This window comes from Caballeronia sp. BCC1704 (genome assembly GCF_902833455.1).
Classification (GTDB): domain Bacteria; phylum Pseudomonadota; class Gammaproteobacteria; order Burkholderiales; family Burkholderiaceae; genus Caballeronia.
On sequence record NZ_CADFFT010000001.1, the window covers coordinates 948,632 to 963,939 of the forward strand.

13 protein-coding genes and 1 pseudogene are annotated in these 15,308 nt (G+C 65.3%); 3 read left to right on the top strand and 11 right to left on the bottom strand.

The window, feature by feature from the left end; genetic code table 11:
* The first annotated feature begins 49 nt into the window (after positions 1–49).
* Positions 50–1,663: a hypothetical protein gene (locus HWX53_RS04425; protein ID WP_175939613.1), complete on the top strand. Its 1,614-nt coding sequence runs from the start codon at positions 50–52 to the stop codon at positions 1,661–1,663.
* Between the two features lie 16 nt (positions 1,664–1,679).
* Here the strand turns inward: HWX53_RS04425 and HWX53_RS04430 are convergent, their stop codons facing one another.
* Together HWX53_RS04430 and HWX53_RS04435 are read right to left on the bottom strand one after the other, a co-directional pair.
* Positions 1,680–2,843, bottom strand: coding sequence for an MFS transporter (locus HWX53_RS04430; protein ID WP_175939614.1), 1,164 nt, complete (start codon positions 2,841–2,843; stop codon positions 1,680–1,682).
* A 19-nt stretch (positions 2,844–2,862) separates the two neighbouring features.
* Positions 2,863–4,035: an MFS transporter gene (locus HWX53_RS04435; protein WP_175939615.1), complete on the bottom strand. Its 1,173-nt coding sequence runs from the start codon at positions 4,033–4,035 to the stop codon at positions 2,863–2,865.
* 280 nt (positions 4,036–4,315) lie between these two features.
* On the opposite strand from HWX53_RS04435, the gene HWX53_RS04440 reads away from it, so the two are divergent.
* Positions 4,316–4,756, top strand: a complete 441-nt coding sequence (locus HWX53_RS04440) for a hypothetical protein (protein WP_175939616.1) — start codon at positions 4,316–4,318, stop codon at positions 4,754–4,756.
* Positions 4,757–4,766: 10 nt separating this feature from the next.
* Here the strand turns inward: HWX53_RS04440 and pdeM are convergent, their stop codons facing one another.
* From pdeM to HWX53_RS04470, 6 genes are all read right to left on the bottom strand, one after another.
* Positions 4,767–5,435: a ligase-associated DNA damage response endonuclease PdeM gene (gene pdeM, locus HWX53_RS04445; protein WP_175939617.1), complete on the bottom strand. Its 669-nt coding sequence runs from the start codon at positions 5,433–5,435 to the stop codon at positions 4,767–4,769.
* Positions 5,436–5,448: 13 nt separating this feature from the next.
* Complete coding sequence (locus HWX53_RS04450; protein ID WP_175939618.1) at positions 5,449–5,850, bottom strand: hypothetical protein; 402 nt, start codon at positions 5,848–5,850, stop codon at positions 5,449–5,451.
* Between the two features lie 21 nt (positions 5,851–5,871).
* On the bottom strand, positions 5,872–6,051 hold the full coding sequence (locus tag HWX53_RS04455; protein WP_175939619.1) for a hypothetical protein: 180 nt from the start codon (positions 6,049–6,051) through the stop codon (positions 5,872–5,874).
* A 159-nt stretch (positions 6,052–6,210) separates the two neighbouring features.
* Positions 6,211–8,910, bottom strand: coding sequence for a ligase-associated DNA damage response DEXH box helicase (locus HWX53_RS04460; RefSeq protein WP_175939620.1), 2,700 nt, complete (start codon positions 8,908–8,910; stop codon positions 6,211–6,213).
* Between the two features lie 529 nt (positions 8,911–9,439).
* Positions 9,440–11,107, bottom strand: coding sequence for an ATP-dependent DNA ligase (locus HWX53_RS04465; protein ID WP_175939621.1), 1,668 nt, complete (start codon positions 11,105–11,107; stop codon positions 9,440–9,442).
* Positions 11,104–12,153, bottom strand: coding sequence for a ligase-associated DNA damage response exonuclease (locus HWX53_RS04470; RefSeq protein ID WP_175939622.1), 1,050 nt, complete (start codon positions 12,151–12,153; stop codon positions 11,104–11,106). The genes HWX53_RS04465 and HWX53_RS04470 overlap by 4 nt, the downstream gene beginning before the upstream one ends.
* 218 nt (positions 12,154–12,371) lie before the next feature.
* Between HWX53_RS04470 and HWX53_RS04475 the strand changes: the two genes are divergently transcribed.
* A complete protein-coding gene (locus HWX53_RS04475) occupies positions 12,372–12,869 on the top strand; it encodes a hypothetical protein (protein ID WP_175939623.1) in 498 nt (165 codons plus the stop codon).
* Between the two features lie 34 nt (positions 12,870–12,903).
* Here the strand turns inward: HWX53_RS04475 and HWX53_RS04480 are convergent, their stop codons facing one another.
* The 3 genes and pseudogenes from HWX53_RS04480 to HWX53_RS27555 all read right to left on the bottom strand — a co-directional run.
* Entirely contained in the window at positions 12,904–13,935 is a 1,032-nt protein-coding gene (locus HWX53_RS04480; protein WP_175939624.1) for a 2-hydroxyacid dehydrogenase, read from the bottom strand.
* Between the two features lie 69 nt (positions 13,936–14,004).
* Positions 14,005–14,778 (bottom strand): substrate binding domain-containing protein, encoded by a 774-nt coding sequence (locus HWX53_RS04485; protein ID WP_244140043.1) that lies wholly within the window; start codon positions 14,776–14,778, stop codon positions 14,005–14,007.
* A gap of 60 nt (positions 14,779–14,838) precedes the next feature.
* Positions 14,839–15,012, bottom strand: a pseudogene (locus HWX53_RS27555) (LysR family transcriptional regulator); the annotation flags it as partial.
* Between the last annotated feature and the right edge of the window lie 296 nt (positions 15,013–15,308).

A 15,308-nucleotide genomic window follows, 5' to 3' on the forward strand; every position in this document is an offset into this window, starting at 1 on the left:
CAGGTCTTGCATGGCAATGCCTCGTCGAATTACACCCATAAGGAAGAAAATGAAAACCGACCGCATGAGAAAGGCGTTCATTATGGCTGCGGCTGTCGTCGGCACGGCGTTCATGCCGATAAGCGGCATGGCTGGCAATCCCACGCCGAATCCGTATTTATCCGCGCCCAAAGGCGCAATGACACACTTCGATCCCGCGCAAACCGATGCCTTCACGCAAGCGATACCCGCCGGCACGCGCACCGCTTATGGACCGCTCGGCGTCACGCCGCAAGCATCGAATGGATTTCTGAATTTCGTCACGCTCAAATCGACTTCGCCCGATTATGTGTGGGCGGTGTCGAGCACAGGCGTGTCTTATCTCAAAGTCGCGAACGACGCCGTGACGCAAATGGGCGCAACGCTGGCTTTTCCGGGAGCCGTCGTCGTTGCGCAGAATCTATTGACGGCCGTATTGACGCAGCCTTTCACGACCGTGCAGCAGGTTCAGGCCGCGCTTCAGTCGCTCGGGCTTTTGACCGCGGGACAATCCCTCGGTCCGGCTTATAGCCTCGTGGATGCGGACAACGTGCTGTATTCCGGCGCGGTCAACAGCATTGTCGCCGTGGGCCTGATTTCGCCGGACGTGCCCGCGTTGGGCGTGCGCATATTGCGCTCGATGCCGTCATCCGCATTCGTTCAGTCGGGAGAGTCCGTCACGGGGCTTTCGCTGACTTACGACGGCAAACTCGTCGTGCAGGGAACGCGGTCCGTTTCCGTGGTGGATCGCAATTTCAATTCGACGCCGCAAACGCTTCGTTTCGGCAGCGACGAGACGATCTCCAATTCACTGGCCATCGACGAGAATAACGGCATTTATATCGTCAGCGACAAGAAGATGCACAAGGTCATTTGGACCGGCAGTGTCTTGTCGAATCAGTCGACGGACGGCGCGTGGGAATCGCCTTATCCGACCGGCGACACGTATCCCACGCTATTCGGTTCAGGCTCCGGTTCGACGCCCACGCTGATGGGATTCGGCAGCGATCCGGACAAACTCGTCGTCATTACAGACGGCCTTAAGCGCATGAGTCTCATCGCATTCTGGCGGGATGCCATTCCTTCAGGATTCACTAATCGCATTGCGGGGCAAATTCCGGTGACGGCAGGCTTGCCGCCCGATACGGAAACCATCCAGTCCGATCAATCCGTCACGGTGGATGGTTATGGCGCTTTCGTCGTGAATAACGTGGGTCCGGGCGGACTGCGAGACAGCATAGGCACCATCATTCCCGACGCGATCGCGCGCGGGCCGATTCTCGATTCGCCGCTGGGCGTCGAGCGATTCGAATGGAATCCGTCGACGCATAGCTGGGCTTCGGTTTGGGCGCGCGGCGATATCTCGTCCAATACGATGATTCCGGGAAAGAGCATCGCGTCGAATACGGTTTTTGTCAGCGGCTATTACCGGACCAACAATAGCGGATGGGAAATCACGGGGCTCGACTGGAATACCGGGCAAACCGTGCATCGCACGATTCTCGGCACCAGCATTTACGGAAACGGAATGTACGCGCCGATCGAGTTTCTGCCGGACGGCGATTTGTTCTTCAACGGCATTCTCGGCTTCATTCGCGTTCAGTTGCCAAGCGGTCTGGTTTATCCGGCCGGTTTGCCGCTGTGAATTGCGAGGGCGCGCGTCAACTAACGCTCGCGGCCGCTCGCCGTTCCCACGCGGCCGCCGCCAAGAACGCGAGCGCCGCGGCGAACAGCACGGCGATCAGCGCGTTTGCGCCTGCGCGCCGCATCAACATGCCCGCGACGATCGGCCCGCCGAAACTCGCGACGCTCCACGAAGCGCCGACGATCGCCGTCGCCGATATGAGCGCCGCGCCCCGAAAGCGTTCGCCGCACGCGACGATCGACAGCGTGTAGACGCTGCCCGCCGCTGCGCCGATCACGAAGAGCAGCGGCCAGCAGAGCCACGGATACGCGACCGCCCACGGCAGCGCCGGCAGCAGCGCGACGACCACGACGCCCGCGCCCATATGCACCTTCGCGCGCCCGATGCGGTCGGCAAGCCAGCCGATCGGGAACTGCATCGTCGTGTCGCCGAGCAGGATCGCGGAGGCGAACAGCACGCCGGTATTCGCGCTCACGCCGTGCGATATCGCGAACAGCGGCAAGAGCGAAAGCGCGAGCGTGTCGAAGAGCGCGAAGAAGCCCGTGCCGATCACGAGCGCCGGCATGCGCGGCAGCACGCGCCGCCAGTCGCTGTGTCCCGCGTGCTCGATGCCGTCGGCACCTAGACCCTGCGGCGACACGCGGATCGTCGCGAGCGCGGGCAACGCGAGAAGAAAGATCGCGCCGCAGAGGGCGAAGCGCGTCGACTGCCAGCCGCCCGCCACGCTCACGAGCACCGGGCCGGCCATCTGGAACAGCGTGAAATTCGTCGCGTACAGCGCGACGACGCGGCCGCGCGTGGAATCGTCCGCGAGCGCGGCCACCCACGCCTCGCCGATGGTGAAGAGCAGCATCAGCGCCGCGCCGCACGCGAAACGCAGCGCGGCCCAGAGCCACAGGTCGATGGAAAACTGCATCGCGATGGTCGCGAGCGCCGCGACGACGACCGCGCCCATGATCGTGCCGCGCGCGCCGTATCGCGACGCAATGCGGCTCGCGAAAGGCGCGACGACGAGTCCGCCGCCGGCCTGCATCGCCGTCATGATGCCGACGACGTCCGACCCGTAGCCCGCCTGCGTCAGCGCGAGCGCGGTGAGCGGCAGCGTCGCGCCGAGGCCCAGGCCCACCACCGCGACGCTCGAAATCAGCGCGAAGAAGTCGCGCGAGAGGACGCCTCTCATCGACTGCGCCCAGCGAGACTCAGGCAGCCTGCCCGATGGCGAGACGGCGCGCGCGCTTGTCGAGCGTCGCGGAGAGCAGCGTCAGCCCGAACGCGCCGCACGCCATCGCGACGCCGACCCACGGCAGCGAGGTCAGCGGTGCGCCGGCGCTGATCGCGCAGCCGCCCAGCCACGCGCCCGTCGCATTGCCGAGGTTGAACGCGCCCTGATTGAGCGTCGAAGCGAGATTCGGCGCATCGCTCGCGCGGTTGACGATCAGGATCTGCAGCGGCGGCACGATGGCGAACGCGAGCACGCCCCACAGGAAGATGGTGATCATCGCGGAAATCGATTCGTGCATCGTCGCGGCGAAGACCGTGAGAATCACCACGATCGACAGCAGGAACGACAGCAGCGAGCGCAGGAGCTTCCAGTCCGCGAGCTTGCCGCCGAGCGTGCTGCCCACCGTCAGCCCGAGGCCAAAGAGCAGCAGCACGTACGTGACCGCGTGCGGCGAAACGCCCGTCACGTCTTCGAGGATCGGCGTGATATACGTGAACACCGAAAAGAGGCTCGCCGAGGCCAGCACGCTGATGCCGAGCACCATCAGCACTTGCGGGTTTTTGAGCACGTTGAATTCGCGCAGGATGCTGGTCTCGCGCATCTCGATGTGCTTGGGCAGGCACACCGCCAGCGCGCCCGCCGCCGCGATGCCGATGAGCGTCACGACCCAGAACGTCGCGCGCCAGCCGGCGGCCTGACCGAGCGCGGTGCCGAGCGGCACGCCCAGCACGTTGGCGAGCGTCAGGCCCGTGAACATGAGCGCGATGGCTTGCGCGCGGCGGTTCGGCGCGACGAGATCGGCGGCGACCACCGAGCCGATGCCGAAGAACGCGCCGTGGCAGAACGCCGTGACGATGCGCGCGCCCATGAGCACCCAGTAGTTCGGCGCGAGCGCGCACAGCAGATTGCCGACGATGAACACGCCGATCAGGCCCATCAGCGCCTTCTTGCGCGGCATCTTCGCGGTGACGATGGCGAGAATCGGCGCGCCGATGGTCACCCCGAGCGCGTAGCCCGAGACGAGCATGCCGGCGGCGGGAATCGACACGGCGAGATCGCGCGCGACGTTGGGCAAGAGGCCCATGATGACGAATTCGGTCGTGCCGATGCCGAACGCGGCAATTGCAAGAGCGAGGAGAGGCAAGGGCATGGCAAAAGGCGGGGAAAATGGGCGCGCCGGCATAAATGGCGACGCAAGGAAGGCTCGAATTCTACCGAAAGGTGATTTTTGGTGCTGGTAGAAACCCTGAGATCGCGCCGCGCCGACAATGCCGGATCATGGGCGGTTCCTTTTATGATCGGCCCGCGCGGCGCTGGGATCTTTCATGATTCACGTTAGCGGCGCGGCTCACGCTTCGCATTTTTGCCCGACACGCGCCATTCGTTGCGCGGCGCGGATGTTGGAAAAACACAGCACTGACTGAAGAGATATGTCGCCTTTGAAAACCTGCCTGCGCGCGGCCATCGCCTGCGCGGTCCTGCTTGTCACGCACGTTCACGCCCAGAGCGATGCCGCCGGTCCCGTCGCGACGCAAGCGGGCACCGTCTACTTCCTGCGCGATGAGTCCGGCTTTGCCGCGATGCTCGGCACCGAGGCGTTCGACCGTTTCGACGCCCGACGTCTCGCGCATCTCGACGAAGCGGGCAGCAACGGTTCGATCACGCGCGCCTTGGTGCAGACGGACACCGGCCCGGTGCTTTACGACTTCCGCCGAAATCCGCCGCTGGTTCAGCGCGCGGGCAAGCGCATGACGGTGCAGCGCGTGTTCTGGCAAGGCGACGAAGTCGTCATGCAGACCACGGCGGGCTGGTACAAGCTGGAACGCGGGGCGCTCACGAAGCTGCAATCATCGACGAAGACGTATCACTGAGCGTACGCGGTCAGGTCCGCACGCCGAACACGCGCTCGCCCGCGACCACGTAGACGGCTTCGTTCGCGCGGCGCACGGCGTCGTTGACTTCAAAGCCGCCGGTGAACGCGCCGAACGCCGGCAGCACGCCCGCGCGCCGGCCGAACCGAAAGCACGGCAGCCGCACGCTGTCGACCCGCGTCGCCAGCCGATACACCGGATGCTCGTGACCGGCGAGCGCGTAGCCGTCGTCCACGTTTTGGGGGTGATGGCACAGCGCCCACGGTCCGAGCCGATACGGCTCCTGCACCAGTTCCACGCCGAAGCGCGACGGCAACGCGCCCGCATGCCGATCGTGATTGCCTTCGACGAGCACCAGCCGCAACGCTCGATGCGTCGCGCGCCAGGCATCGAGCGCGGCGAGGGTTTCATCGGCGTGAGATTCGCGTGCGTGCAGCAAGTCGCCGAGAAAGAAGATCGACTCCGGGCGATGCGTCGCGATCAGCGCATCGAGCCGCGTCAGATTGTCGGCGGTGGCGCCCGCCGGCACCGGAATGCCGCGCGCGCGAAACACGGCGTCCTTGCCGAAATGCGCATCGGCGATGAAAAGGCTCTTTTCGAGCGGATCGAACGCGGCTCGCTCGGCTGAGAGCACGAGCGCGTGGCCGTTCACATCGATGGTCAGGGCTTCTACTGCCATTGTCCTCGTAGATTCAAGAGCCGGAACGGAACGGCGACTCGGGCGCGGTGCGCAGCGTCTCGCCGAGCAGCTTGCCCATTGCCGCGCCGCATTCCTGCGCCCGGCGCGCGGTCAGAAAACACGCGTCGCCTTCGGCGTGCATTTCGTAGATCGGGATCGTCTTGATGCTCGTGCCGGACGGCTTTCCGTCGATGGCCGCGAATCGCCTGATCGACACATCGGCGACTTCGAGCACCCAAGTGTAGCGGACCGGCATCCCATTCACCGACGAACTCGCCGATGGCGCAATGCGGATCACATGGCTCGGGCGCATATCGACGAGCGTTTTTGCCGGAGGGTGGCTGTCCGTCGCCGCGGTGATATCGAGGAGCTGGGTCCGCGTGGGCGCGAGCACGTCCTGCACGGCGCTGCTCATCGACTGCGTGTAAGCGTGGATTTAGTCGCTCAGCATCGGATCGCTCACGGCTTTGCTATCCATGACGATGAGCACGTTCGTCGCGGGCAGTTTGGCGGACTCATACAGTGCGTGCTGATCCAGCAGGCGCGGATCGCTGGCGCAGGCGGCGGTGGCGAAAACGGTAAGCGCGAGAGCGAGCGTGCGTATTGTTCTTTTCATGCGGGATGATGCGTGGTCGAAGTGCGATTAGCGGCTCGAATGTCGGCAGACGGCCGAAGCGGCCAGCGCGACAGCATAAAGGCCGATGCCGTCGCACGTCATTCGAAGGAGTTCGAAATGTCTCGCAGCGGCCGGGTCAAAGACCGTCCGCGCGATGCTTCAGGCTTGCGCCGCCTTCTCCAACTCCGCCAACATCCGCTCCACACGATCCGCGAGCTTCTCCGTGCTCACCTTCTCCCGCAACCGCCCGACGATCAGCGGGAACGCGAACGGCGTCGGCTTCTTCGGATGCGTGAGCGCAAGGCGGCTTTCGCTCATCCGCACGAGCGCGTGGCGCAAGCGGCTCAATTCGAGTTCCTGAAGCATCACTTCCTGATCGGCTTGCGTGAGCAGCAGATTGCCGCTGTCGTGCTTGCGGAAAACTTCATAGAAGAGGCCGCTCGACGCCTGCAATTGCCGCGCGCTTTTCTGCTGTCCCGGGTGGCCCTGATAGATGAGCCCCGACACGCGCGCGATTTCGCGAAAGCGCCGCGCCGAAAGCTCCGATGCATTCAGGCTCGCGAGAATGTCGTGCTCCAGATTGTCGGGCGAGAAGAGTCCTTCCGCGATCAGCGTTTCCCAGTCGAACGGACGCGCCGACAGCAACTCGAAGCCGTAGTCGTTCATCGAAATGGAGAACGTGCTCGGCTGATCCCGCGCCACGCGCCAGCCGATCAGCGATCCGAGCCCGATATGCGCCATGCGCCCCGCGAACGGATAGCAGAAGAAGTGATGCCCCTCGCGCGATCGCACCGTCTCCACGACCAGCACGCCCGGTCCCGGCAGCGCAGACCATTTCGCCTGCAAGTCGAGGAGCGGCTTGACGGCCTGCATCTCGGGCTCGTCGTAGATGCCGTCGTTCGCGCGGGCGAGCATCACGAGCGCGGCTTCCGCCAGTTCGGAGGAGAGCGGCATCTTGCTGCCCGCCCACTGCGGCATGGCGCCGCGCGAGGACGTCGCGCGCTTCACGTAGGCGGTCATGTCGCGCACGCGCACGAGTTCCAGCGCGCGCCCGCCGAACGTGAACACGTCGCCGGGCTTCAGGCGCGAGATAAACGATTCCTCCATCGCGCCGATGCGCCCGCCCGTCATGTACGCGACGTTGATCGTGGCATTAGCGACGATGGTGCCGACATTGTTCCGATGCCGCCGCACGAGGTCTTCGCGCGGCACGCGATACACGCCGTCATCGCCTAGCACGACGCGGTGATAGTCCGGATACGCCGCCAGCGACGCGCCGCCGCGCTCCACGAATGCCAGTGCCCAGTCGAATTCGGCTTGCGTGAGATCGCGGTACGCGTACGCGGTGCGCACTTCGTCGAACATCGTAGCCGCCTTGAATCCGCCGCCGATCGCCACCGTGACCAGATGCTGCACGAGCACGTCGAGCGGCTTGAGCGGCATGTCGCGTCCTTCGATGCGATGCTCGCCGATCGCCCAGCGCGCCGCCGCCGCTTCGACGAGTTCGAGCGCATGCGTCGGCACGATGGTCACGCGCGACACGCGGCCCGGCGCGTGTCCGGAGCGCCCGGCGCGCTGCATCAGGCGCGCGACGCCTTTGGGCGAGCCGATCTGGAACACGCGATCCACCGGCAGAAAATCCACGCCGAGATCGAGGCTCGACGTGCAGACGACCGCCTTGAGTTGTCCGTTCTTGAGTCCGAGTTCGACCCAGTCGCGCACTTCCTTGTCGAGCGAGCCGTGATGCAGCGCGATGAGCCCCGCCCAGTCCGGCCGTAGATCGAGCAGCGCGCGATACCAGATCTCCGACTGCGAGCGCGTGTTGGTGAAGACGAGCGAGCTTTGCGCATGCTCGATTTCATCGGCGACCGGCCCGACCTGCCGCACGCCGAGGTGCCCGCCCCACGGAAAGCGTTCGATGGTTTCGGGAATCAGCGTATCCACGACGAGCGTTTTCGGCTGCGCGCCCTGCACGACGACGCGCGGCGTCTTCACCGGATGCAGCAGCGCGTCGTGAGCGAGGGCGAGATTGCCGAGCGTCGCGGATAAGCCCCAGATTTGCAGATCGGCCCGCCAGTGCGCGAGGCGCGCGAGCGCCAGTTGCGTCTGCGTGCCGCGCTTGTTGCCGAGCAGTTCGTGCCATTCGTCGATCACGACGAGCCGCACGTGCGCCAGTTCTTCGCGGGCGTTCGCGCGGGTGAGCATCAGCGTGAGGCTTTCGGGCGTCGTGACGAGCGCCGATGGCATGCGGCGGTTCTGCCGCGCGCGTTCCGTCGACGACGTGTCGCCCGTGCGCAGCCCGACGGTCCACGGCACCGAGAGCGCGCTGACCGCGGTTTGCAGGGCGCGGGCGGTGTCGGCGGCGAGCGCGCGCATCGGCGTGATCCAGAGCACGGTGAGCGGGGCGGGGAGCGGCGTCTTTGCGATGTCGGCGATGTCGTCCGTGGCATGCGCATCTTGGCGGCGCTTGCGGTTTGCCTTCCCCTTCGGCGGGCCGGCGAACGCGCTCAATGCGCCGAGCCAGATCGCCCATGTCTTGCCCGCGCCGGTGGTCGCATGCAGCAGGCCGCTCGCGCCACGCTCGACCTCGCGCCACACTTCACGCTGAAACGGAAACGGCTGCCAGCCGCGTGCATCGAACCAGCGCGCGATGCGTTCGTCCATCGGCTTGGCGGCTTCTATCGCGTCGTACACGAACGGCGCGGGCCGGAAGAGCTCGGCGGCGGCATCGAGCTTGGCTTGCGCGGCCTGCGTGCGCGGCACGCGGCGGGGGCGCGGGGCGCGGCGTTTGGGGCGGGCCGCCGGTTCGGGCGGTTGCTCGTCGCCATATTCGGTTGAGAGTTGATCGTCGCGGTTCATGCGGCCGCCTCGCTTGCGCAGTCGAAGCGATCAGAAACGCGACGGTCGCCGGGAACGCGAAAGCACTCGCGAACGCGAGAGCCGTCGCGAACGCAAGAGCTGCCGCAAATGCTAAACCCGCCGGGAACGCGAGAGCCGTCGGGAATGCGAATACCGCCACGAACGCGACGGCCACGGCGAACGCCAGAGCAATCGCGCATGCGGAAGCCGTCGCCAACGCGAAGACCGCCGCCAACGCGAGAGCCGTCGCGGACGCAAAGCCCCCTACGAACGCCAGCGCAACCGCGAATGCGAGACCCGCCGCGAACGCGAAGCCCGCCACGAACGCAAGAGCCGTCGCGAATGCGAAAACTGCCGGGAACGCGATAGCCGTCGCGAATGCGAAGACCGACACGAACACGAAAGCCGCCACGAAACCGAGCGCAGTCCCAAACGCCAAGCCCACCGCCAATGCGAACCCCGCCGCCCGGTCCCGTCGCATGCGACGACCTTCCGCGCTTCCCCGCCTCGTCGCGTGAACAGCGCCCGCTCATGCCATCGCCTCGTTAAGAAAGCCCTTGAGCATGTCGAGCGTGTCCGCATCGTCGATGCTTTTATCCGTCCGCCAGCGCAACATGCGCGGAAAACGCACCGCGATGCCCGACTTGTGGCGCGGGCTCGCCTGAATGCCTTCGAAGCCGATCTCGAAGACGAGCGTCGGCGTCAGGCTGCGCACCGGCCCGAACTTTTCGACGGTCGTCTTGCGCACGATGGCATCGACCTGTCGCATCTCCTCGTCGGTCAGGCCCGAGTACGCCTTCGCGAACGGCACCAGCGAGCGCACGCCGTCCGCTTCGTCCCAGACCGCGAACGTGAAATCCGTGTAGAGGCTCGCGCGCCGGCCGTGGCCCGGCTGCGCGTAGAGCAGCACGGCATCGACGGAATACGGGTCGATCTTCCACTTCCACCACGTCCCGGACGCCTTCGTGCGGCCGACGCCGTACATCGACGCGCGCTCCTTCAACATCAGCCCTTCGACACCGCGCGCGCGGCTCTCGTCGCGCAACGCGGCGAGCGCGTCCCAGTCCGCCGCTTCGACAACCGGCGACACGCGCAGCAGATCGACCGCGAGCGTCGACGAAAGCGTATGCGCAAGCGCATCGAGCTTCGCGCGGCGCGCGTGCAGCGGCTCGGTGCGCAGGTCGCGTCCATCGGCTTCGAGCAGGTCGTAGGCGAGCAGCGCGGCCGGGGAATCGGCGAGCACTTTCTTCGTCAGCGATTTGCGCGTGATGCGCGGCTGGAGACGCGCGAACGGCAACGGCATGCTCGCGCCCGGTTCCCACGCGAGAATCTCACCGTCGATCACCGTGCCGTCGGGCAGCGCCGCGCCCAGCGACGCCAGTTCGGGAAATCGCTCGGTCAGCAGATCCTCGCCGCGCGACCAGATCCACACGCGGCCGCTGCGCTTCACGAGTTGCGCGCGAATGCCGTCCCACTTCCATTCGGCGATCCAGTCGGCGGGCGCGCCGAGCGTCGCCGGATCGGCCTGCAAAGGATGCGCGAGAAAAAACGGATACGGCAGTCCGATATCGCTCTCATGCGGCGTGTCGATGTCGTCGCCCTCGGCCGCCGGCGCGATCAGCCGAAGATAGCGCGCGGCGCTCGGCGCCTGCCGCGAATCGGTCCAGCCGACCATGCGTTGCGCAATGCGCTTGTGATCCACGCCCGCCACCTGCGCGAGCGCGCGCACGACGAGCTGCCGCGCCACGCCCACGCGAAAGCCGCCGCCGATCAGCTTGGTCAGCAGGAACCGCTCGCTCCAGTTCAGTTCGTCCCAATAGCCGAGCATGCGTTCGCGCAGCTCGACGGGATTCGCGCCGCGCAGCGTCAGCACACGATCCTCGATCCATTGCGCGAGGCCCAGCTCCGATTCGCGTTGCGGCGGCGGCAACACATGCGCGATGGTTTCCGCAAGATCGCCGACCGCCTGATACGACTCCTCGAAGAGCCACTCCGGCAAACCCGCGCGCTCGCGTGCGAATTCGATCAGAAGACGCGTCGGCACCGACTGGCGCGGCTTGCCGCCCGCGAGAAAGTACGAGGCCCACGCCGCGTCTTCCGGTTCCGCGCCGGAGAAATACGCGATCAGCGCCTCGAGCTTCTCGTTGGTCGAAGTCGTCGCGTCGAGCGCGGCATAGAGCGTCGCGAAGCGTCTCATTGCGACGGCGTCTCCGTCGTGGTTTCGGTGGGCATGTCGGCCTCGATGGCGTCGTCGCCGTACTCGGTCTTGAACGCGCCCGCGTCGAGCCCTTGCTCGCACAGCCAGCGCACCATCGGCTCGATCTGGCCGTGCGTGACGATCACGCGTTCTGCGCCCGTCGCGCCGATGGCCGTTTGCAGGCCGGGCCAGTCCGCGTGATCCGACAACACGAAGCCGCGATCGACGCCCTTGCGCCGCCGCGTGCCGCGCAGGCGCATCCAGCCGGAGGCGAAGGCATCGCTGTATTCGCCGAAGCGGCGCATCCACGTGCTGCCCTGCGCGGACGGCGGCGCGACGATCAGCGCGCCCTGGAACGCCGCCTTGTCGCGCGCGGCGATCTCGCTCACGAGCCGCGTCTCTGGCAGCGCGACGCCTGATTCACGGTACGCGCGATTGAGCGGCTCCACCGCGCCGTGACAGAAGATCGGACCGATGCCCGCGTCGATGCCCGCCAAGAGCCGCTGCGCCTTGCCGAACGAATAGCAGAAGAGCACCGACGCGCGTCCTTCTGCCGCGTTGTGCCGCCACCATGAGTCGATGCCTTCGAACACGGCGCGCGACGGCTCCCATCGGTAGATCGGCAGGCCGAACGTCGATTCGGTGATGAACGTATCGCAGCGAACGGGCTCGAACGGCGCGCAGGTCGGATCGGGCTCGACCTTGTAATCGCCGGACGCGACCCACACGCGCCCGCCATGCTCCACGCGCACTTGCGCCGAGCCGAGCACATGCCCCGCCGGATGCAGCGACACCCGCACGCCGTTTACATCGATGCGCTCGCCGTAAGCGAGCCCTTGCACGTCGATGCCCGGCAGCCGCGAGAGCAGCACGCCGAGTCCCGCTTCGGCCGTGAGATAGCGCGCGTGACCGAAGCGCGCGTGATCGGCATGCGCGTGCGTGATGACCGCGCGCTCGACAGGCCGCCACGGATCGATATAAAAGTTGCCCGGCGGACAGTACAGGCCCTCGGGACGCGCGACGATGAGATCGGCGGATGTGTTCACGGGCTTTTCGGTCGTGCTCCTGAGAAGTGTCGTGCAGGCAACAAAGCACGTGACATGCCCGTCATGGCGCTTTCATGAAGAGCGACTACGGTGTAAAAGGTTTGTTCAGCATCGTCTTATTTTCGTCCGAGAACGAAGGAGCCAGTTCGAGCCGCAAGGTTCGTTGCAGTGCCTTGTCTCATGTGATCTTCCGCTGGTGTTTTGGAATGAAGCCGAATATGGACACGATGGTTGCGCCGACTGCCGCAGAGGCGGTCTGGATTGTCAGGCTCAGGAGCCATCCGCAGTATGACTTCGTGCGTCTGAAGCGGGTGTTTGCCGAGCCCGGCTCGCGCCATCAGGTCGTCCTGGTCGATGTCAGGCGGCTTTTGCAATGCGCCGACCGCGACGACACCGACTACGTGCTCAAGGCCGTCGACGACTGGCACGCGGGCAAGGTGCGCGGCATCCGCGAATTCCTCGATCCGGACAACCCGCGCGTGCCCGAAATGCCGTACGTGACCATCAGCGTGCGGCGCGCGGAAGGCTTGCTCGGGCTGATCGGCGTGCATCGGCAAGGCGTCGTCGCGTTTCGCAACGGACAGCATCGCGCGCGCTATATGGCGCACGCCGGCGCGCTTTGCATGCCGGTGGAAGTGCACGAACGCGAGGCCGATCTTTTGCGCGCGATGTGCGCCGCGCCGGGCGATGCGGTCGCGGAGTACGGCGAGGTCTGATCCCTGAGCGATGTTTGAGCGATGCAGCGAAGTGTCACGCAGGCGACGCGTCGACGACATTACGCGGCGCGCCGTCTGCCCATGCTTTCACGTTGCCGAGCGTCGTCGTCGCGATTTCGATGAGCGCCTCGCGCGTGAAGAACGCCTGATGCGCGGTGATGATGACGTTCGGAAACGTGAGCAGCCGCGCGAGCACGTCGTCCTGCAACAGGCGGTCCGAATGGTCCTCGAAGAAGAGGCCGCCTTCTTCCTCGTACACGTCGAGTCCCAGATGCCCGAGCTGGCCGCTTTTGAGCGCGCCGACGAGCGCATTGCTTTCCACGAGCCCGCCGCGCCCGGTGTTGATGAGCATGGCGCCGCGCTTCATGCTGGCGAGCGCGCGTTCGTCGATCAGGTGATACGTGGAAGGCAGAAGCGGGCAGTGCAGCGACACGATGTCCGAGTTCGCGAGCAGTTCGTCGAGCGGCACGTAGCGCGCGCCGCGCGCGAGCAGGTCTTGCGCGGGCGGGCCGGGATCGTACGCGAGCACCCGCATGCCGAAGCCCGCCATGATGTTGCCGAACACGCGCCCGATGATGCCCGTGCCGATCACGCCGACAGTCTTGCCGTGCAGATCGAAGCCGAGCAGGCCGTTGAGCGAGAAGTCGCCTTCGCGCGTGCGGGCCACCGCGCGATGCAGCCGGCGATTGAGCGTGAGAATCATGCCCACGGCGTGTTCCGCCACCGCATGCGGCGAATACGCGGGCACGCGCGTCACCGTGATGCCGAGGCGCTTCGCGGCGTTCAGATCGACGTGATTGAAGCCCGCCGAACGCAACGCTACGAGACGCGTGCCGCCCGCGTGCAGCTTTTCGAGCACGGCTTCGTCCACGCTGTCGTTCACGAACGGGCACACGGCCGTGTAGCCCTGCGCGAGGACGGCCGTCTGCGCGTCGAGATGCGCTTCCTGAAAGTCGAGCTCGATGCCGAAGGCTTCGTTCGCCTGGCGGAACGTGTCCGCGTCGTACGGGCGCGCGCTGAAGAGAATGAGGCGTTGGGTGTCTGAGCGATGGTCTGCGTGTGTCATGGCGGGCCGGCAGCGTTCAGGTTGAGGGAACGCCCGCCGGCCCGGAATGCCCGGAGCCGGCGGTGCGCGTCAGTGCGTCGTGGGGCTGCCCGAGGTCACGCTAACGTTTGCGCCGGAGGTCTGAAAAGCAGCCGGCGTCTTGCGATAGATGTCGTCGGGCCTGGTGTTCGCGGCGTTCACTTCCTTCGTCAGTCTCTCCAGCGCGTAGTCGGTGAAAAAGCGCGTCTTCGCGGGCAGATACTGCCGCCCCGGATAGACGATCGACAACTTCATCTCCGGGTCGTCGACCGAATAGTCGGGCAAGAGCCGCACGAGCGTGCCGTCGTTGATGTCCTGCGAGACGATACCTTCCGGCAGGATCGAGAAGCCCATGCCGCGCAGCGTCGCGAGACGCACCATGAGCGCGCTGTTGACGGAGTAGACCGCCGAGAGCGTCACCTGTTCCGACGTGCCGAGGCGATGCCTGAAATGCCACGACGAGCTGCGGATGTCGTTGGGCAGCGCGACCGACGGCATGCCTTGCAGGTCCGACGGGCTCGCGGGCATGCCGTGCTCGGCCAGGAATGCGGGCGTGGCGACCGGAATCAGCGCGCTCACGCCGATGGGCCGCTCGACGAGCGCCGTGCTCGACACCATGAACGCCGCGACGATGCCCACGTCGTATCCGTCCTCGACAAGATCGACGTGACGTTCGGCGAGCGTGAGGCGCACATTTACCTTCGGATAAAGCTGGCGGAAGCCGTCGATGAGCGGCGTCAAAGTAAGAAGCGAAAGCGCGCTGGATGCGACAACACGCAGTGTTCCGCTCGGCTCGCCTTCGGTATGCGTAACGGCGGATTCCAAATGATCCAATTCTTCGAGTAATGCGCGGCATCCCTCGAGATAACGGGTACCGGCTTCAGTCAATGATAAGTTCCGAGTCGTGCGGTTAATGAGGCGTGTCCTGAGATGTGCTTCGAGCATCGCAATTGCGCGAGTAACGAGCGCATTCGAAACGTCGAGTTGCTGCGCGGCACGTCTGAAGCTTTCGGTGTCGGCGACCCGTACAAAGACGCGCATAGCATGAATCTGGTTCATCTGAATGCCCTCTCTCTGTTGTGCCACGGTGATGTGAGCTGGCCTAAACCCCGCGTGGCGTGCTCACCTTTTGAGGTACCACTACTGCATAATATTGACAGAATGAAGAAACTGCAATATCAGAATAAATAATTGGTCGTGCCGAGGAAATAGTTTCCGAATGACAAGTTGCGTGCTTCCGAAAGGCCTTTGAAGAGAACGGTATGCTAGCAATTTGCAAAATAATGGAACGAAACAACGGAATGTCTTGCGAAACGGCTGTCAGTTAGCGCTTGTTTCATGCGGGAAAACGATAT